Source organism: Acinetobacter nosocomialis (assembly GCF_041021905.1).
Lineage (GTDB): Bacteria > Pseudomonadota > Gammaproteobacteria > Pseudomonadales > Moraxellaceae > Acinetobacter > Acinetobacter nosocomialis.
In genome coordinates, this window is the sequence record NZ_CP157432.1 from 2,107,030 (window position 1) to 2,124,682 (window position 17,653).

General features: G+C 38.6%; 16 protein-coding genes and 2 pseudogenes. 7 read left to right on the forward strand and 11 right to left on the reverse strand.

Going from position 1 to position 17,653, the window contains the following annotated elements:
• Window positions 1-190 precede the first annotated feature (190 nt).
• The 3 genes from ABLC00_RS09710 to ABLC00_RS09720 all read right to left on the reverse strand — a co-directional run bounded on the left by ABLC00_RS09710 (window position 191) and on the right by ABLC00_RS09720 (window position 1,961).
• Window positions 191-748: a TetR/AcrR family transcriptional regulator gene (locus tag ABLC00_RS09710; protein ID WP_033846557.1), complete on the reverse strand. Its 558-nt coding sequence runs from the start codon at window positions 746-748 to the stop codon at window positions 191-193.
• 238 nt (window positions 749-986) lie between these two features.
• Window positions 987-1,148: a hypothetical protein gene (locus ABLC00_RS09715; protein WP_153227538.1), complete on the reverse strand. Its 162-nt coding sequence runs from the start codon at window positions 1,146-1,148 to the stop codon at window positions 987-989.
• 288 nt (window positions 1,149-1,436) lie between these two features.
• Entirely contained in the window at window positions 1,437-1,961 is a 525-nt protein-coding gene (locus ABLC00_RS09720) for a hypothetical protein (RefSeq protein WP_049083240.1), read from the reverse strand.
• Window positions 1,962-2,276: 315 nt separating this feature from the next.
• On the opposite strand from ABLC00_RS09720, the pseudogene ABLC00_RS09725 reads away from it, so the two are divergent.
• From ABLC00_RS09725 to ABLC00_RS09740, 4 genes and pseudogenes are all read left to right on the forward strand, one after another.
• Window positions 2,277-2,615 (forward strand): annotated as a pseudogene (locus ABLC00_RS09725) (PAAR domain-containing protein); the annotation flags it as partial.
• Window positions 2,616-3,709: 1,094 nt separating this feature from the next.
• Complete coding sequence (locus ABLC00_RS09730) at window positions 3,710-4,138, forward strand: hypothetical protein (RefSeq protein ID WP_004887094.1); 429 nt, start codon at window positions 3,710-3,712, stop codon at window positions 4,136-4,138.
• A gap of 122 nt (window positions 4,139-4,260) precedes the next feature.
• Window positions 4,261-4,830 (forward strand): TetR/AcrR family transcriptional regulator, encoded by a 570-nt coding sequence (locus tag ABLC00_RS09735; RefSeq protein WP_004887092.1) that lies wholly within the window; start codon window positions 4,261-4,263, stop codon window positions 4,828-4,830.
• Between the two features lie 141 nt (window positions 4,831-4,971).
• Window positions 4,972-5,991: pseudogene (locus ABLC00_RS09740) on the forward strand (MBL fold metallo-hydrolase).
• Window positions 5,992-6,061: 70 nt separating this feature from the next.
• Here ABLC00_RS09740 and ABLC00_RS09745 read toward each other — a convergent pair.
• Window positions 6,062-6,760, reverse strand: coding sequence for a type 1 glutamine amidotransferase domain-containing protein (locus ABLC00_RS09745; protein WP_006581658.1), 699 nt, complete (start codon window positions 6,758-6,760; stop codon window positions 6,062-6,064).
• A gap of 156 nt (window positions 6,761-6,916) precedes the next feature.
• Between ABLC00_RS09745 and ABLC00_RS09750 the strand changes: the two genes are divergently transcribed.
• Both ABLC00_RS09750 and ABLC00_RS09755 read left to right on the forward strand, forming a co-directional pair.
• A complete protein-coding gene (locus ABLC00_RS09750; RefSeq protein WP_002050803.1) occupies window positions 6,917-7,333 on the forward strand; it encodes a MerR family transcriptional regulator in 417 nt (138 codons plus the stop codon).
• A 76-nt stretch (window positions 7,334-7,409) separates the two neighbouring features.
• Complete coding sequence (locus ABLC00_RS09755) at window positions 7,410-8,216, forward strand: type 1 glutamine amidotransferase domain-containing protein (RefSeq protein WP_004887086.1); 807 nt, start codon at window positions 7,410-7,412, stop codon at window positions 8,214-8,216.
• Between the two features lie 67 nt (window positions 8,217-8,283).
• Here ABLC00_RS09755 and ABLC00_RS09760 read toward each other — a convergent pair whose 3' ends face one another.
• The 4 genes from ABLC00_RS09760 to ABLC00_RS09775 form a co-directional block, all read right to left on the reverse strand.
• The gene (locus tag ABLC00_RS09760) at window positions 8,284-8,859 is read right to left on the reverse strand and encodes a dihydrofolate reductase family protein (RefSeq protein ID WP_004887085.1); all 576 of its coding nucleotides are present in this window, start codon (window positions 8,857-8,859) and stop codon (window positions 8,284-8,286) included.
• Window positions 8,860-9,067: 208 nt separating this feature from the next.
• A complete protein-coding gene (locus tag ABLC00_RS09765) occupies window positions 9,068-10,135 on the reverse strand; it encodes a trans-acting enoyl reductase family protein (protein ID WP_004887084.1) in 1,068 nt (355 codons plus the stop codon).
• A 15-nt stretch (window positions 10,136-10,150) separates the two neighbouring features.
• Window positions 10,151-11,389 carry an NADH:flavin oxidoreductase/NADH oxidase family protein gene (locus tag ABLC00_RS09770; RefSeq protein ID WP_002050809.1) on the reverse strand — a complete coding sequence of 413 codons (1,239 nt, stop codon included), beginning with the start codon at window positions 11,387-11,389 and terminating at the stop codon, window positions 10,151-10,153.
• Window positions 11,390-11,548: 159 nt separating this feature from the next.
• Window positions 11,549-12,379 (reverse strand): alpha/beta fold hydrolase, encoded by an 831-nt coding sequence (locus ABLC00_RS09775; RefSeq protein WP_000542615.1) that lies wholly within the window; start codon window positions 12,377-12,379, stop codon window positions 11,549-11,551.
• A gap of 317 nt (window positions 12,380-12,696) precedes the next feature.
• Between ABLC00_RS09775 and ABLC00_RS09780 the strand changes: the two genes are divergently transcribed.
• A complete protein-coding gene (locus tag ABLC00_RS09780) occupies window positions 12,697-13,593 on the forward strand; it encodes a hypothetical protein (protein WP_004887080.1) in 897 nt (298 codons plus the stop codon).
• Window positions 13,594-13,646: 53 nt separating this feature from the next.
• Here the strand turns inward: ABLC00_RS09780 and ABLC00_RS09785 are convergent, their stop codons facing one another.
• Genes ABLC00_RS09785 through abaQ form a run of 3 tightly spaced genes read right to left on the reverse strand, consistent with a single transcriptional unit; the run spans window position 13,647 to window position 17,546 of the window.
• Window positions 13,647-15,221 (reverse strand): aldehyde dehydrogenase (NADP(+)), encoded by a 1,575-nt coding sequence (locus ABLC00_RS09785; RefSeq protein WP_004887078.1) that lies wholly within the window; start codon window positions 15,219-15,221, stop codon window positions 13,647-13,649.
• Window positions 15,222-15,232: 11 nt separating this feature from the next.
• Window positions 15,233-16,231: an AraD1 family protein gene (araD1, locus tag ABLC00_RS09790; RefSeq protein ID WP_004887074.1), complete on the reverse strand. Its 999-nt coding sequence runs from the start codon at window positions 16,229-16,231 to the stop codon at window positions 15,233-15,235.
• Window positions 16,232-16,241: 10 nt separating this feature from the next.
• Window positions 16,242-17,546, reverse strand: a complete 1,305-nt coding sequence (gene abaQ / locus ABLC00_RS09795) for a multidrug efflux MFS transporter AbaQ (RefSeq protein WP_004887071.1) — start codon at window positions 17,544-17,546, stop codon at window positions 16,242-16,244.
• Window positions 17,547-17,653: the final 107 nt, after the last annotated feature.

Consider the following 17,653-nt stretch of genomic DNA (forward strand, 5'->3'; position numbering starts at 1 on the left):
AAAAAACAAACTATTCAATTTTCACTACTTTTACAAACGATTATTTTTTAACCAAAAAGTTAAATGTTTTATTTAATTGAATAGATATATATAATAATCATTCAAGATTAATTAGTATAAAAATATAATTAATTATAAATATTCATTTTCACTTCTAATTCAATTAAAAGTTAATTTTAAAATTTAATAGTTAATTATTATTCTCCCCAAAAAACCTCCCCACCACCACATCCCGCTCATCCAAACTATTTGAGCTTAAAATCTGGAACATCAAACCATCAATTAGGTTTAAAACCAGATTGGCATCGGGTTTGAATGCATGAGTTTCTAAACTAAAAATGAGGTCAAAAATCTCATGAAGTAGCCATTTTCTATATTCTATTGCCATACGGTAAGCCTGTGGGTAAGCGATTTTAATTTCAAAAAAGGCTTTTAGTAAAAGGTAGTACAGGCTATTAAAGTTGGCATGTAAAACAATAATCTCTTTGATTTTATCTTTTGAAGTGCGGTAATGGCCTGAGTAAATAATGGAGAGCACTTCTTCTCTGAGCAGGCTTTTTTGAAAGGCAATGCACATTTCGATCAGGCCTTCTTTTGAGCCAAAATATTTATAAAAGGTGGATTTGGTGATTTGGGCTTCTTTAGCAATCAGGTCTACGCCCGCTGTGTGAAACCCGTAAGTTGTAAATAGGTGTATAGCAGTTTGAATAACATGTAGTTTTTTCGAAGATATTTCTAAATTTGACATAGTTTTGCCGTTATAAATTCTTGTTGTTTCTAAATGAGATTAAAAAGCCTGTGCCTTTTCTGGGAGAAAAAAAGGCACAGCAAAGCCTATAAAGACTGTGCTTGGCACATCTCAAGTTTTATTGTTGCTAAGTTTTTGATCGTGACGATTTAAAGCCTAAAAAGCCTATAGGCAATCAAGCTGATTTAAATTGATTTAAGTGGTGTCGAGATAGTTTTTGACAGTGACTGCCAATAATTTATGAATGTGCATAGCCAACTCCTTCTTTTGGGAGTTCTGCCAAAGCATTATAAATTATGGTGGCAGAACGGAAGCGGGTTGACGGACTGGTTTCAACTCCAGCACACTCGAAAGTGTCCCACTCCCGTCCTACCGCTACGGGAGGGAACGAGGTGTGCACACAAAACTATTCCTCAGAAGAAATAGTCCTGAAGTGGTTGAAATAGCGGTCCGTCAAAACCGACTGGCAATGTAGGCCAGCCCGCAAAGGATAGTATCCAAGTCACTTACAGTCAAGCATACAAAATGACATTTGCTTTAAAATAGATCATTAAAAAGTAAGGATAAATAGTTAAAATTTATTGTTAATTTTTTATTTATAAAAATGCATAAAAACAAAACACTCTACTCGTGTCACTGCTCAAATATCCGTTCCAATTAGCAATTCTTTTAGCCCACCTTGAGCCTTTTATGGCAACTTAAATGGAAATACGTAAATGACATTACTTGCCATAGGATAAATCCCTAGGCTTTCGGTTCTTTCTTTCAATTGTTCTATAGAAAGTCCTGAAATCGGCTCACGCCCGCCCCAAACCAACAAGCCTTTTTTAGCATAGTCTTCGAGTACTTCTATGGTTTTTCCATTTTTAAGCTCAATCACAACATTTTTTTCTTTAATTGGGAGTAATTGCGCATTTTCATCGGTAACGAACATGGTCAGGCTTATAGCTGTCGCTATTTGTTCTTGGTATGGCGCGATAATAATTCCATTACTAGCAACTGGCGTGATGCTTAGTTGGGAAAACTGCAAATCAGTTATAGCATCTTGATTGGGAGCTCGACCACTCCATATAAGAATGCCTTCAGGGAACGCGGCTAAAGGTTCTTGGCTGTCATTGATCTCTAGTATTTTTCCGTCATCAAATTTAATAACCAGACTTTGTCCTGCATAGCGCGTTAAAGCACTATTTTGGTCAACAGCAAAAATTTTCATTTAATTTCATTCCCCAACAGCCAAGCATAAGATCATAACGGTTAGCTATCTTTTTAAGTTGGTATTTTTGTGAAGGTTTATTAGAGGGTATTTAAATAATTATAATTTTATTCGATTAAAATCTTAAGTTTAAGTCATGCTAATTCACAGTTTCATATTGAATTAAAATAAAATTCCTATCTACATAAGAAAACAATTCAGATAGTTAAATTTCTAACTTAATTATTATAGGAACTTATACAATAAAACTATACAGTTCTGTATACCCCACTTTGTTATCATTCGGGCCAATTCATGAAAATAACAAGGAGTAATATGGCAACCCCGTATATAACTATAGGCTGCCCAACATCTGGGGGTGGCAAAGTCATTTCTGGGAACAGCAAGTTTCTAATTGATGGTATTCCCGTTGCCTGCGTTGGTGATAAAGCTACATGTCCCACACATAAAGTTCTTGCAACCATTGTGTCTGGTGACCCATACATGCAAATTTTTGGGAAATCTGCAGCACGAGTGAACGACTCACTTTCATGTGGCTGCAAATTACTTCCGCAACAAAATCTAGTTGTTCAAGATAATGGTGGTAGCACTGGTAGTAATAGTAGTTATAAAAATACTCAACAATCTACTCAAGAAAATTTTATTGAAAAGAAAGATTTTGAGATTGAACTAGTTGACTTAAAAGTTACACCTTTTATTCCCCTTGGAGTTCCTACCTCTGAAGGTAAACCATCAAATAAAGAACATTCATTTTTCATAAAAATAAAAAAAGGAATATGTGATGCTATAAGTCTAGAAGTTGAGCAGGACGGAACCTTTGTAGAAGTAAAGAAAATACAAAAAGCTTTTTCCTCTGGTCAGCAAATTTCACTCAATTGGGATGGCTTTATTAAAGATTTCTATAATAGTAAATTTATGACGAAACCATCAGGAGTCAAATTTAAAGTTAAAGGCTATTCAAGTGGCTCAGTTCAATGTTCAGATGAGAAAATATTTAAATTCAAGTATTTTAATAAAGACTGGATGGATATTGTCATTAACCGAAAGACAAAACATGTCTTAATTGATTTACGTGTAAATTTTGTCGATGGAGGAGCGGTAGGTCTTTTTAATGGTAACTCAGTCCCTCCTATGCAAATTTCCTTTAAGAAAATTAAGCCATATAGTACTCAAACCAAAACTTTCGATCAGCTTCGCCAATTAGCATTAGATGGTATCAATTATTATTGGGGTAGAAATCATACGCATCCGACCGGAAAAAATATAAAAATTAATGGAGATGAATATGAAGTTTTTGTAAAGGCTAAACCTTCCGAAGTTCAAGCTATGCCCGAAATGAAACTTACATTTGTAACTAATGTAAACCCGAATGATCTAATGTTCCGTAGTTCTAACTGGGCACTTTCCAGAAAAACTGCCTACATGACAGGATACTTAAAATTCGATAATGGTTGGTCTTTTTATGAGTATTCTTTATCTGATAAAAAGTTTAAAGAGACAATAGCTCATGAGACTGGCCATGCAATTGTTGAAACATATGCAGGTTTCAATGAATCAGTTACACATCATGGATCATCAGGCTATGATCAGAATCCTAAAGCTGGAACCATATATCCAAAAACTGGTGAAATCGATCTAATGAAATATGCAAAGGGTAATCTACTTACCATATCTGGTTGGGATACACGCATGGTAGCGAACGAAAAAGATACGATGGGATTGTTATTTATTTCAGGGATTTCTAAAAAATGAAAAAATATTTAATATTCTTTTTTCTTATACTCTCGTGTTCAATTGCTTCAGGTTGTACAAAAAAAATTTTATATTTAACTCCTGAAGCAACTGGTTATCTTTATGACAGTAAAACTAAACAGCCTCTACACAATGTAAATGGATATATAGGTTTCTATTTACCTGATGAAAAATCAACAACCATAAGAGTAAGTAATGATGGTAGTTTTACTATTAAACCATTAACAAAAGAATATTTTTTCATTGAACCTAGTTTAGAGGATTATAAAAATCTTCCGCCATTAATTTATATTAGCTTTAAAAATTATCAAAACAAAACATTAGATTACTCAGGAAAATTTAATGAACAAGTTCCAGAAGAAAAAGCTAATTTTGAACATTATAAAAAAATTGATCTCGGTAAAGTTTACTTAGATCCTGAGTAAAAGTTTTACTCAGTCATATAACTCAATCCTAAAAGCCCTTCTTTGAGGGCTTTTTTTATTTTGCTTGCATTTTTTCTATTTTTATTTATGATTGAGTAATCACTCAATTAATCTGTTTGTATATGGCTCGTCCTCGTAGTGAAGATAAACGTAATGCAATTTTAAGTGCTGCTATCGAAACATTAGCAGAGCTTGGCGAACGTGCGTCTACTTCAAAAATTGCTAAAGTTGCTGGCGTGGCAGAAGGCACTTTATTTACCTATTTTAGTAATAAAGAAGAATTGCTTAACCAGTTATATCTTTCGCTCAAGGCTGAGCTACGTCAGGTCATGATGCTTGGTTACCCTACCAACTCAGATTTACAAACACAAATGTCGCATATCTGGCAAAGTTATTTGGACTGGAGTTTAGAAGCTCCCCTTAAACGTAAAGTAATGGCGCAGCTTTCGACCTCAGAACAAATTACTGAGCAAAGCAAACAAATTGGTATGCAAACCTTTTGTGACTTTACTCAAAACATTCAAGAACGTATTAACGATGGCAAATTAAGAGATTATCCACCGTTATTTATTGCTTCGATTTTAGGTGCGCTTGCCGAGGTTACACTTAATTTTATTGCCCAAGACCCTTCTCAAACCGAGCTTTATCGCAAATCTGGTTTTGAAGCGTTTTGGCATGCAGTTTCAATATAAATCATAGAATAAGGATGCGCGGCGTCCTTATTTTTAAACCAATTAATGAGTGAGTAAATACTCATTTAAATGAATTAAAATAAGCACTTAACCCAAGTTCTTATTTGTACATATAGGTTTGTTCCAATAAGGAAAAACAAGATGACTATTTCAAACACAACAAACTTGCCTTCTCCCTTAATGCCATCTCAGCAGCACAATGGCAAATTTAGAAATACGCGTCCGAACCAACACAAGCCTTCTTTTGGTAAAACACTTCAACTTATGTGGAAGTTTCTTTTTAACAAACCAAAAGACACAGTACCCAACAAAGAAATTCCTGTTTTAAGTTTGTCAAAAGAACAGCTTTTAAGTGCACCTGACCGCTCTCTATTTCGTTTGGGCCACTCAACCATTTTGTTAAAACTGCAAAATGAGTTTTGGTTAACCGACCCTGTTTTTTCTGAACGTGCTTCACCTTTTCAATGGATTGGTCCAAAACGTTTTCACCAGCCACCGATTAGCATTGCAGACTTACCACCCATTAAAGGTGTGATTCTGTCGCATAACCACTACGACCACCTCGACTACCATGCGGTTATGCAGCTTAACGATAAAGTTGAACATTTCTTAACGCCGCTTGGTGTAGGCGATACACTCATTAAATGGGGAATTCCAGCAGAAAAAGTTCAACAACTCGACTGGTAGGACACCACGCATGTAGATGGACTTGAACTGGTCGCTACCCCTGCCCATCATTTTTCAGGCCGTGGTATGGGCGATAGCAATGCAACGCTTTGGGCTTCGTGGGTGATTATTGATAATGACTTACGTGTGTTTTTTAGCGGTGACACGGGATATTTTGACGGGTTTAAAGAGATTGGACATCGTTATGGTCCGTTTGATTTGACCATGTTAGAAACTGGTGCTTATGACCCTGAATGGCCCGATGTTCATATGCAACCAGAGCAAACTTTACAAGCACATTTAGACTTAAAAGGACGTCATTTGTTGCCTGTACATAATGGTACTTTTGACTTGGCGCTTCATGCTTGGGACGACCCGTTTGAACGTATCGTGGCTTTGGCTCATGAAAATAATTTAGCCATTAGCACACCGCAAATGGGACAAATTTTGAACTTAAACGAGCCGAATGTTGAAAATTATTGGTGGCGTTCATAGTTCGATAAAAATAAGCCGAACACTCCATTTGCAGTATTCGGCTTATCTTATTTATAACTTTGAATAATTTTCACAAAGCACTCTTTTCAAGCGTTTCTATAATCGCTAAAGCCGTCTTCTTAGCTGAAAACGGGTTTTGACCAGTAATCAAATTGCCATCTTGAACGACATACGGCGCAAAAGGAATAAAAGCCTTTTCATAACGAGCGCCATATTCTTTAGCGAGCTCTTCGGCATTGTACGGCACTTTTTTCGCTACCCCTGCCAGAACCTCTTCACTCCATGCAAAGCCAGTTAACTTTTTACCTTCTATGAGTCGCTTGCCATTTGAAAGTCTGACGTGAAGCAAACCGCAATAACCGTGGCATACACTCGAAACAATGCCACCTTTTTCATAAATATTTTTGGTGATTTCTTGCAGTTCAGGATTATCTAAAAAGTCCCACATCACACCGTGACCACCCGTGTAATAGATCACGTCATAATCTTGCCAATGAATATCGGAAGGCTTAAAAGTATTTGCTAACAAGGTAATAAAAGCTTGGTCTTTTTCTCTGGCTTTAACAGATTTATCTGCAACCAAAGGCGCAAGCGATTTAGGCTCGATCGGGGTTTTTCCGCCATTTGGGCTGACAATATCTTGCACATAACCTTGCTTTTCAAATTCATCATAAGCATGAGTGAGCTCGCCCAACCACAGTCCTGTCGGCTCATCTACATCCTTATAGCGTGAAATATTGGTCACGACATGTAATATGCGTTTAGACATTTTCTCACCTCATTTTTCATATTTATAATTCTATTCTTTCATCTATCAAAGCATAGAAAGCTGTTACTGAAAGTGTGTGCTTGGTAAAGTTATGAACCTTGATTTTAAGTAACTATAAGTCTAAAGTTAACTTGAATGTCAATAGAGTATGTGGCTATGAATATTAGCGAGTTATCGAAACTAAGTGGTTTAAGTACCCCTACAATTCGTTATTACGAGCAAATCAAACTCTTGCCTAAAGCAAAAAGAAAGTCGAATGGTTATCGTGAATATACAGATAACGATTTAAAGCAACTTTCTTTAATTCAACAGGCCCAGCAAGTTGGTTTTTCTTTAGCAGAAATTAAATCATTTTTACCGTCAAAAGTGACTACTTGGAACCATGACGCACTCATCCAAACACTTGAATCTAAAATTCAGGAAATCGAACTTTTAGAACAAAAGCTTAAAGTCAGTAAGCAAAATTTACTCACCATGATTGAAGCAATTAATAACAAACCCGATGAAATTACCTGTGAAGAAAATGCCGAACGCCTTATGAATCTCTATTACGATAAATCAAAAACGCCGTAAACCTATAGAATTCTATTGACCTTAAAGTACACTTTAAACATACGATGGACCACAGGTGATAAATGAGGAACCTGTGATGTTTAAAGTGTGGAATTTTCAACGTTGGTTAAGCATTATTTTTACCATTCTTTTATCTACAAATGTGGTTTATGCCGCAGGTTCAGATAAAGCTCAAAGCCTTGCAAAAACAAGTGGAAAAATTTTAGTCGTAATGACTAATCACTCGGCTTACCCTTCTCGTTCAGATAAAACAGGACTTTGGCTAACCGAGCTCACCCATTTTTATGATGTTGCATTAGCTGCCGGCTATGAAATGGACTTTGTAAGTCCTTTAGGTGGTGAAGTGCCTCTAGATGAACGTAGCTTAAAGTCTATTTACTTAGACAAATCCGCTCGTCAGCATTTAGCCGACCCAGCATTTATGCAACGGTTAAAAACAACATTAGCTCCGAACGCGATTAATCCTACCCAGTACAAAGCCATTTACTATACGGGTGGGCACGGTACCATGTGGGATTTCCCAAATAATAAAACTTTGCAAAACATTAGCGAACAGATCTATGGCCAAGGTGGAGTCGTTTCAGCAGTTTGTCACGGCGTAGGTGGTTTATTACCTTTACAGGATGAAAATGGCAAACCGTTAATTGCAGGTAGAACTGTTACGGGTTTTGCAAATATAGAAGAAACACTTTCAGGTATTAAGTCTCAAGCTCCATTTTCTTTACAAAATGGACTCATTGAACGTGGTGCAAAATATAAACAAGCTTTTATTCCGTTTACCTCATATGTGGTTTCAGACGACAGAATTATTACTGGACAAAACCCTCAGTCGAGTAAAGAAATTGCCGAAGCAGTCGTTAAACGTTTAAGCAGCATAAAATAAATCTAAAAAGACGAATTACAGACCAGCCTTGTAATTCGTCTTTTTCATATAAATATTATAGAAAAAATTAACCAACCTTTTGATAGTGAAGAGCTATCGCACTAGAAGCAAAAGTTTTATTTTCAATAAGTTTAAGATTGGTCTTTTGCTGAATACCTTGAAATAGCGGCAAGCCACTACCAATTAAAACGGGCGAAACCGTAATTTTATATTCATCAATTAAACCAAGTTGCATGAGATAGTGTGCAAACCGTGGACTCCCCAAAATCACCATATCCTTGCCCGGTTGCTGCTTGAGCTTATTAATTTCTTCTTCAACATGATCTTTCACAAGTCTGGAATTATTCCATTCAACAGTATCTAAGGTGGTTGAAAAAACGATTTTTTCAGTCTTTTCAATCCACTCAGCATGATTTCGTTCATGCTCCGAAGCTTCGGGGTTTGAAAGCATGGTTGGCCAATAATTATGCATCATCTGGTAAGTCGCACGTCCCCAAATTACCGTATCGGCAGTGCTCAAGATTTCTTTTGCATGATTTGCCAAATCGGCATCGTAAGCAATCCAACCTATGTCCATTGCCCCATTTGGACCTTCGACAAAACTATCAAGCGATGCATGTAGAAACAGTATGAGTTTTCTCATTTTCATTCCTTTGTTATGAATAAGATTTATCGCTTTTTAGTATATTCAATTTAAATGATTTCTTATGGAGTGTTTTGTTTTCTGATTTTTCTTGTATCTATATAGCTCTATATCTTCCTGAAATATTTATAAATTATATAAATGACCCGAACAAGAATGGCTCCTTATTCGGGTTATCTATAAACGTACTGTTTTAATAAAGGCTTGGTTACGTAATGACTAGCGGGCCAGAACCCGGCAACTCGGTCACTAGCTTATAGCCCATCAGTTTTGCGGGTGTATGTGTACCGCCTTTAACGGTATTTCTGAGTAAATAATTCACCACAGTCAGTGAGCCATTTACGGTAAGACTATAGGCGTTTTCCGTTTGAATACGGGCAGTTTTGATTTCCCCACGTGCATTTCTTGCTTCACCCCAAACATAGGTAGGTACTTTCGCTCGAAGCTCCTCATTTGGCCCCACAACCGTTTTTTCAATACGTGATTTAATAAACTTCTGCACAGCATTGATTTTTAATACTGGGCGTACATAGTTCAGCATTTTTGCACCAAAAATCATTTTAGGAAATGCAGGTACAAACACCTCAATGTTTGGAATGCCGGTTGTATAGAACGCTGTCGATACGTCTCCCCAAGGAACACTCATGGCACTTTTTTTGCCATCACCAAAATCAATAGTCCGGACATAATGTGCTAACGGAACAGTGGTAATTTTTCCGTTTTTACGAATTTTTCCACCTTCGGCCATGCCTTCTGTACTTGTTTTGGCTGTACCCGGTGAAAACCCAGTTCTAGAGTCAAAACCAAGCGCTAAATGGGTCGCATCTGGTAGTGCTTCTTTCAAGGCAGCAGCAACACAGTCTGTTGGAATTACATCGAAACCGACACCCGGACAAAGCACAATATCGGCTTTTTCGGCTTGGCTGTTAAGTGACTGTGCCAACTCAAATACTGAGATTTCGCCCGTAATATCTAGATAGTGAGCACCTGCCTTTATACAAGCTTCCATCATGGGTTTCGATGTCGCTGAAAAAGGCCCTGCACAATGCATAACCAGTTTAAAACCTTGGAGTTGCTCACTTATTGCATCTACGTTATCAAGTCCAAAAGCTTTATAGTCAAGTCCCAACTCTTGAGCAAGTGCTTCAACCTTAGCTTTGTTACGGCCAGCCAAAGTCGGTTTTAGACCTTGGCGTACAGCTTCACGAGCGATTAATTCGCCCGTGTAGCCATTTGCTCCATAAATTAACCAGTTTGAATCGTTAAGATTTGTCATAACACAACTCACTTTTTAAGAAGCAAATGAATAGTTACGCATGCCTTTTTTATACTGGCGAGTACGGCATGACATCGCTGATTGTTGCAAAATTAAAGCCCAAGCTGGTGAAACATTTGGTTTTGTTTTTTTACCAGCACTTAAATTACGTAACTGGAATTTGACCACAGCCATATTGGCAAGTGAAGCCAATGTTTTATTTTCCCATGTAATTGGTTTGAGTTCAGGTGAAATATTTTGGCCTTGTTTCCAAGCATTTGGCAAATTAGGTTCAATCGCTAAAGCTGTGGCTATACCGACCATATCTACACCACTTTCAATTACTTTTTCTGCCACTTGTTTACGGCGTATGCCACCTGTCACCATAACAGGCATTTTGGCAACTTTACGAATTTCTTGTGCAAATTCTAAAAAATAAGCTTCACGGGCAAGTGTACGACCATCACGTGCCTGACCTTGCATTGCAGGCGCTTCATAGCTACCACCTGAAAGTTCAACCAAATCGACTGCATGCTCATTTAACATTTTGACCACTTGCTGAGCATCTTCAGCGCTAAAACCGCCACGCTGGAAATCGGCTGAATTTAGTTTCACTGCGACCGTAAACTGTGGCGAAACCACTTTACGAACCGCTTCCACAATCTCAATTAAAATACGAGCGCGGTTTTCTAAAGAACCGCCCCAACGATCTTGGCGTTTATTGCTGAGTGGAGAAAGAAACTGGCTTAATAAATATCCATGCGCTGCATGAATTTCCACACCAGTAAATCCTGCTTTTTCACCTAAACGTGCCGTGTTTGCAAAACGCTGAATCACTTCTGCAATCATAGATTCAGTCATTTCAATTGGTGTGTTAAAGCGATTTGACATTTTGCCAAGATCAAGTGAAATTGCAGAAGGCGCCCAAGTCTGCTGACCTAGGTTAGCTTGCATTTGTCGACCCGGATGGTTAATTTGAAGCCAAACCTGAGCACCTTTGGAACGGCTAATTTGTGCCCATTTTTTGAAAGTATCTAGATGCTTTTCATCTTCAAGCACTACGCCGCCCGGTCCAGTCATCGCTCGGCGGTCTACCATCACATTTCCGGTAATGATTAGACCTACGCCACCATTTGCCCAAGCCTGATATAAACGCATTAATTCTTCTGATGGTGCATGGTTTAAATCAGCCATATTTTCTTCCATTGCCGCTTTAGCAATACGATTAGGAACATATGAGCCATTTGGGAATACTAATTTTTCGAACACTTTCATTGGAATGACCTCATTCAGTATGGCTTTACTTTAAGATTAAAGCTAACTTTAATGTCAATACCTTTTATTATTTCTCTATTTATTACTTTTAATTTCAATTTCTTATAAATAAAAAAGAGGCACTTAATAGGCCTCTTTTTTAAAGTTTATAGCTTTAAATTATTCGCGAATAAACGCTAATAAGTCCGCATTAATTACTTCATGGTTTACGGTTAACATACCGTGAGAAAAACCTGGGTAGATTTTGAGTTGGCTATTTTGAAGTAACTCAGCAGATTTCACACCAGACGTTTTATAAGGCACGATCTGGTCGTCGTCACCATGTAATACCAAAACAGGAATAGTGATTTTCTTTAAATCTTCAGTAAAGTCAGTTTGTGAGAATGCAACAATACCATCGTAATGTGCTTTTGCACTGCCCGTCATACCCTGACGCCACCAGTTAGCAATAATACCTTCAGATGGTTTCGCATCTGGTCGGTTAAAACCATAGAATGGGCCAGATGGAAGGTCTCGGAAAAATTGTGCACGGTTTGTGAGAACCTGATTTTGAAGGTCATCAAAAACTTCTTTTGGTAAACCTTCAGGATTATTTTCAGTTTTAACCATAAGCGGTGGTACTGCACTGACAAGAACAGCTTTCTTAACGTTTTCTTGACCATGACGTGCAATATAGTGAGCCACTTCACCACCACCTGTTGAATGGCCAATATGAATTGCATTTTTAATGTTCAGATGTTTAACCACTTCTGCAACATCATCTGCGTAATGGTCCATATCGTGACCATCCCATACCTGACTCGAACGCCCATGTCCACGGCGGTCATGAGCAACTACACGAAAACCTTCTTTAAGGAAAAAAAGCAATTGTGTATCCCAATCATCTGAACTCAAAGGCCAACCATGATGAAAAAATAGAACTTGGGCATCACGTGGTCCCCAATCTTTATAAAAAATCTCTACACCGTCTTTTGTCGTTACGTATCCCATCTTCGTTCTCCTGCTAAACAACTACTTATAGATTGGTTATAAAATTTGAATATTGATACTAAGCTTAAAGTTAACTTTAAGGTCAATTACTTTAATTGTATTTTTAAAATAAAATTTATATGAAAGCACGGCCTTAAACTCTTCTCATCTTTCCCCTTTTTTATTTCATTTAAATGTCAAAGCCTTTAGCCATCAAAATTAAAATCTTGACTTTAAAGTGAACTTTAAACTTATAGTTTCTGTAGTGGTTCTAAATTAACACGTCTTCATATGGACAGCATCAGATACTCGGTCAATTAATGTAAAGGTGAATTTTCATGGATATAAAACAACAATTTACTGAGGTTGAATTTGGACAACAAAAAATCAAAGTACCCAAAGGTGGTTATTATGACCGTTTTAGAATGAATCCCGATTTAGATGAAGTCGCTCAAGACCCTGCTGCTGGCAATATCGACTTTTTCCGTCATATTCCTAAAAAAATTATGGAGTCCCGTGTAGGTCCTGTTTGGGCACCCAACTTTTATTATCGTAGCGCAAATGTGCAACTGCTGATGCTTGCACCTATTAAACAGATTAAAGCAAAACTTCCTGCTGACTTAACACCATTACAACCCTTCCCGGGTTATGGGTTGGTCGCTGTTACGTTCTTTACCTATTCGGTTTGTGACAATGACCCTTATAACGAAGTGTCGATTGCGATTGTGGTACGCAAGCCTAATGCGCATGTGCCACATATTGCAGAACTAATCAAATCGATGCGCCAACGTCATTTTTATGCACATGTTTTAGCGTTACCTGTCGATACAGAAATTGCCAGAGTGCGGGGTGTATATGGTTACCAGTTACCGAAATGGCTGACTAAAATTGACGTGAACATTAACTCAAAAAGCGTTCAAGCCAATATTTTTGATCTTAATGGTAAGTTAGATTTAAGTTTAGAGACTGCTGTCCCCCCTTTAAAACATGTTGACTCTGAAACACATATTAATAAAGCAACCATGCTACATGTTGTTGATGGTAAATGGCACCAGACAGAGGTTCAATCAAACATTCTTTCTTTCGCGCAAAAACTTTTTCCAAAGAAAGTAAGATTAGTGAAAAATGAAGGCCCTTTAACAAAGTTATTAAATGAACTAGGTGCTTCAAAAATTTTGCGTTTAGATGTTATAGAAGATGCACAAGTCGTGCTTAATTTGCCTACTCCGCTATAGATTTATTATTCGAAATATAAAAAAGAGACCTTCATATGGTCTCTTTTTATTTTTTAGATTGCTTCTCTAGTCATCTCACCATTGACCAGTCTTAAAATCTGCAACGGGTTGCTGTCTTTTAAAGCTTCCGGCAATAAACTTTGCGGATAGTTCTGGTAACACACAGGTCTTAAGTAACGGTCAATGGCCAAGGTTCCAACTGAAGTGCCTCTTGCATCTGAAGTGGCTGGGTATGGCCCGCCATGTACCATCGCATCACAGACCTCAACACCCGTTGGGTAGCCATTGATGAGTAATCGACCGGCTTTTTCCTCTAGTACAGGAACTACATCAGCAAACTCGGTTAAGTCAGTTTCATCGGCAATTAAAGTCGCAGTCAGCTGACCATTCATGCTTTGTAGCGCCTGAATGAGTTGGGCTTTATCTTCAACTTCAATAATGACTGTGGTTGGCCCAAAGATTTCTTCTTGTAAAAGCTGATCACCCGCCAGTAATAACTCAATATCCGCTTTAAACAGTTGTGGCTGAGCCTGATTGCCTTGTTGAGTTTGACCTGCCAAATGCTTAATGCCTTGATGCTCAGTTAAGTGCTCAAGGGCAGCGGTATAACTTTTTAAGGTTCCGGCATTGAGCATAGTTTGCGCAGGTTTAGCACCCATAATTTCAGTCAGGTTGCTAATGAGCTGGCTAAATTCAGCTGATTTAATACCCAAGATTAAGCCCGGATTGGTACAGAACTGACCACAGCCTAAAACCACCGAATCAGCCAAGTCCTGTGCAATTTTTTCACCACGGTTTTTTAAGGCTTCTGGCAACATCAACATCGGATTAATACTGCTCATTTCAGCAAACACAGGAATCGGTTGTGGACGAGCTGCGGCCATGTCACATAAAGCTCGTCCGCCACGCAGTGAACCCGTAAAACCTACAGCCTGAATTAAAGGATGCTTCACTAAAGGTTCACCTACGCCATTACCGTAGATCATGTTAAACACACCTTTAGGCATATTTGATTTTTCTACGGCACGTTCAATTGCCTGCGCTACGAAATCTGCTGTCGCCATATGTCCACTATGGGCTTTTACTACTACCGAACATCCAGCCGCTAGTGCCGAAGCAGTGTCACCACCCGCAGTTGAGAATGCTAAAGGAAAGTTACTTGCCCCAAACACTGCAACAGGGCCAACACCGATTTTAATCTGGCGCAGGTCTGGCCGAGGTAAAGGCTGACGCTCTGGTAAAGCAGTATCAATACGGGCACCTAAAAAGTCACCACGGCGCAGCACTTTGGCAAATAAACGCATTTGTCCACTGGTACGGGCACGTTCACCTTGTAAGCGTGCAAGTGGCAGAGCGGTTTCCTGTGAAACGATTTCAAGAAAATCTGTACCTAATGCATCGAGTTCATCGGCAATATTTTCTAGAAAAACAGCACGCTGTTCAGGAGACGTATGGCGGTAAGTCTTAAACGCTTGACTGGCTGCTTCACAGGCCTGATTGACCTCTTGCTCGGTTGCATGGTGAAACTCATAAGGCAAAGTTTCGCCCATTGTTGCATTTACACTTTTCAATAAGCTTATACTTTGTGCTCTACGTGAACCGCCAATAAAGTTGTGTCCAATGACCATTTTTATATTCCTTAGAGAGTAATAACTGAACCGATCGGTAATTCAGGTTGCATATGAGCAAGTTTATTTCTGAGTGGATGCCCGAACTCTTTCATTTCTATTTCAAACTCATCATTAACTTGTGCTTGAATACCATCGGCAAAAGATAGAGTCGCTGTACCGAAATAATGGATATGTACATCGCCTGCTTTTAAGAATTGTTGATACTTAAAGTGGTGATATTCGAGATTTGCCAAGCTATGACACATATTGTCTTCACCCGACAAAAACTCTTTTTCCCAAATGATTTGTCCATCACGGCGCAAACGGCTAGTTCCGACTAAATGTTTTGGTAATTCGCCTGTCCGTAAAGCGGGACCAAAACTACAAAAACGTAATTTTGAATGAGCCAAATATAAATAATTACGACGCTCCATTACGTGATCAGAATATTCATTGCCCAGCGCAAACCCGATTCGGTAAGGCTTTAGGTCTTCTCCAATAACATAGAGGCCTGCAATTTCAGGTTCTTCGCCGCCGTCTTCGGCAAATGGAGGTAAAGGCAGCTCTGCTCCCGGTCTTACCACAATTGAACCATCGCCTTTATAAAACCATTCTGGCTGTGCCCCGATCTGACCTTCTGCTGGACGCCCCTTTTGTAGCCCCCATTGAAATATTCGCATAGTGTCGGTCACCGAGCTGTCATCACTTAAATTTTGTTGATGCATTTTGTCGCGTGCAGATGCAGAACCTAAATGGGTTAAACCTGTACCGGAAATTAAACAATGCGTTGAATCTGGATGATCTAAAGGCGGCAATACCTTTAAGTCTGCTAATAACGATGAATAATCATAAGTTTCGGACTCAAACCCTAACGCCTCAACTTGTTGTTCCAGTGAAACTTTATTGCGGATTGCTAAAAGTGCTAAATCACGAACAGATTGAATATCTTTAACCGGATATGCCATGTTGCCTTCTACTTTCGCGACGGCACGTTGATTTGCACGATTCTCAAATTGAATAATTTGCATGTTTTATTCCTTACAAAGGCTTTTGAATATTCACTGTTTGTGTTTTTTGGCGTTCGAGCTTGGCATAGACGATGTAAGTCAGAATCAAGCCAAAAAGCATGACGATAGATAAGAAATACAAACCAGCAGCCATATTTCCCGTGTATTCTTTTAACAGTCCGATCCCAAATGGACCGACATAGCCACCTAAATTTCCAACAGAGTTAATTAAGGCAATACCAGCTGCTGCACTTGCACCTGTTAAGAAACGACCTGGTAATGTCCAAAACACGGCAGTCGATGAAAATAGACAGAACGCAACTATAGCCAAAGCTGCCAACTGCATAACTGGAGAGTTTAGCCAACCACTTAAAAACATTGCACAAGCACCTAGTGCATATAGAAAACTTAAGTGTCCGTAACGATCGTTCAGGCGGTCAGTACTACGCGGAATAATGAGGAGTCCAATAATTCCAAAAATATAGGGAATGCTAGATAAGAACCCAATTTGAATATCACTACCTCCGCCAAATTGCTTAATAATGGTAGGAAGCCAGAGATTTAAACCATAAATACTTAAAGTTACCGGTAAATAGTAGAGTGCTAATAAAAGTACGCGTTTGTCTTTTAAGGCATGTAGTGGATTGGCATGTCGGATTTGGTCATATTCGGCTTCATCTTTAATGAGTTCATTTTTAAGCCATTGTTTTTGTTCAATGCTTAACCACTTTACTTTATCAATCTTATCGGGTAGCCACAGAAATGTCGGTAAAGCCAATAAAACCGCGGGCAAGCCAACTGCAACGAACAACCATTGCCAGCCGTGCAAATTTGCAATGCCATCCATTCCAAGTAATAGACCCGCTAAAGGCCCTGCAATCATCATGGCAATCGGTTGTGAAAGCACAAACATTCCCATGATTTTTCCACGATGCCGCACCGGATACCACTGTGTAATCAGGTATAAAACACCAGGGAAAAAACCTGCCTCAGCAACACCGAGTAAAAACCGTAAGAGATAAAAACTTTTAGGGCCCTGAATAAGCGCCATGGCCATGGTGATGAGGCCCCATGTTAATAAAATGCGGGTAAACCATTTACGAGCACCAAATTTGTCTAAAAGCAAATTACTTGGAACTTCAAAAAGAAAATATCCAATAAAAAATAAGCCAGCTCCTAGACCATAGGCAGCATCACCAATTCCTACATCGGCACCCATATGCAAATGAGCGAACCCGACAGCGGCCCGATCAATGTATGCCACCAGATATAGTATGACTAATGCAGGTATCAGCTTAAACGTGACCGTCCGTATTACATCCTTTTCGAAATCCATGTTCGACTCCATTTCCTATTATTTACTTATAGAGCATCTTGCTCGTAAATTATCCTTTCAATTTAAAATATAGTAATACTATTTAAATTTCAAACCTTTTAAAAATA

Bases quoted from the DNA above. Each gene is read 5' to 3' on its own strand.
- ABLC00_RS09730 (WP_004887094.1), top strand. From the start codon at position 3,710: ATGAAAAAATATTTAATATTCTTTTTTCTTATACTCTCGTGTTCAATT.
- ABLC00_RS09745 (WP_006581658.1), bottom strand. From the start codon at position 6,760: ATGTCTAAACGCATATTACATGTCGTGACCAATATTTCACGCTATAAG.
- ABLC00_RS09755 (WP_004887086.1), top strand. From the start codon at position 7,410: ATGTTTAAAGTGTGGAATTTTCAACGTTGGTTAAGCATTATTTTTACC.
- ABLC00_RS09765 (WP_004887084.1), bottom strand. From the start codon at position 10,135: ATGACAAATCTTAACGATTCAAACTGGTTAATTTATGGAGCAAATGGC.
- ABLC00_RS09770 (WP_002050809.1), bottom strand. From the start codon at position 11,389: ATGAAAGTGTTCGAAAAATTAGTATTCCCAAATGGCTCATATGTTCCT.
- ABLC00_RS09750 (WP_002050803.1), top strand. From the start codon at position 6,917: ATGAATATTAGCGAGTTATCGAAACTAAGTGGTTTAAGTACCCCTACA.
- ABLC00_RS09710 (WP_033846557.1), bottom strand. From the start codon at position 748: ATGTCAAATTTAGAAATATCTTCGAAAAAACTACATGTTATTCAAACT.
- ABLC00_RS09775 (WP_000542615.1), bottom strand. From the start codon at position 12,379: ATGGGATACGTAACGACAAAAGACGGTGTAGAGATTTTTTATAAAGAT.
- ABLC00_RS09720 (WP_049083240.1), bottom strand. From the start codon at position 1,961: ATGAAAATTTTTGCTGTTGACCAAAATAGTGCTTTAACGCGCTATGCA.
- araD1 (WP_004887074.1), bottom strand. From the start codon at position 16,231: ATGCAAATTATTCAATTTGAGAATCGTGCAAATCAACGTGCCGTCGCG.
- ABLC00_RS09780 (WP_004887080.1), top strand. From the start codon at position 12,697: ATGGATATAAAACAACAATTTACTGAGGTTGAATTTGGACAACAAAAA.
- abaQ (WP_004887071.1), bottom strand. From the start codon at position 17,546: ATGGATTTCGAAAAGGATGTAATACGGACGGTCACGTTTAAGCTGATA.
- ABLC00_RS09735 (WP_004887092.1), top strand. From the start codon at position 4,261: ATGGCTCGTCCTCGTAGTGAAGATAAACGTAATGCAATTTTAAGTGCT.
- ABLC00_RS09785 (WP_004887078.1), bottom strand. From the start codon at position 15,221: ATGGTCATTGGACACAACTTTATTGGCGGTTCACGTAGAGCACAAAGT.
- ABLC00_RS09760 (WP_004887085.1), bottom strand. From the start codon at position 8,859: ATGAGAAAACTCATACTGTTTCTACATGCATCGCTTGATAGTTTTGTC.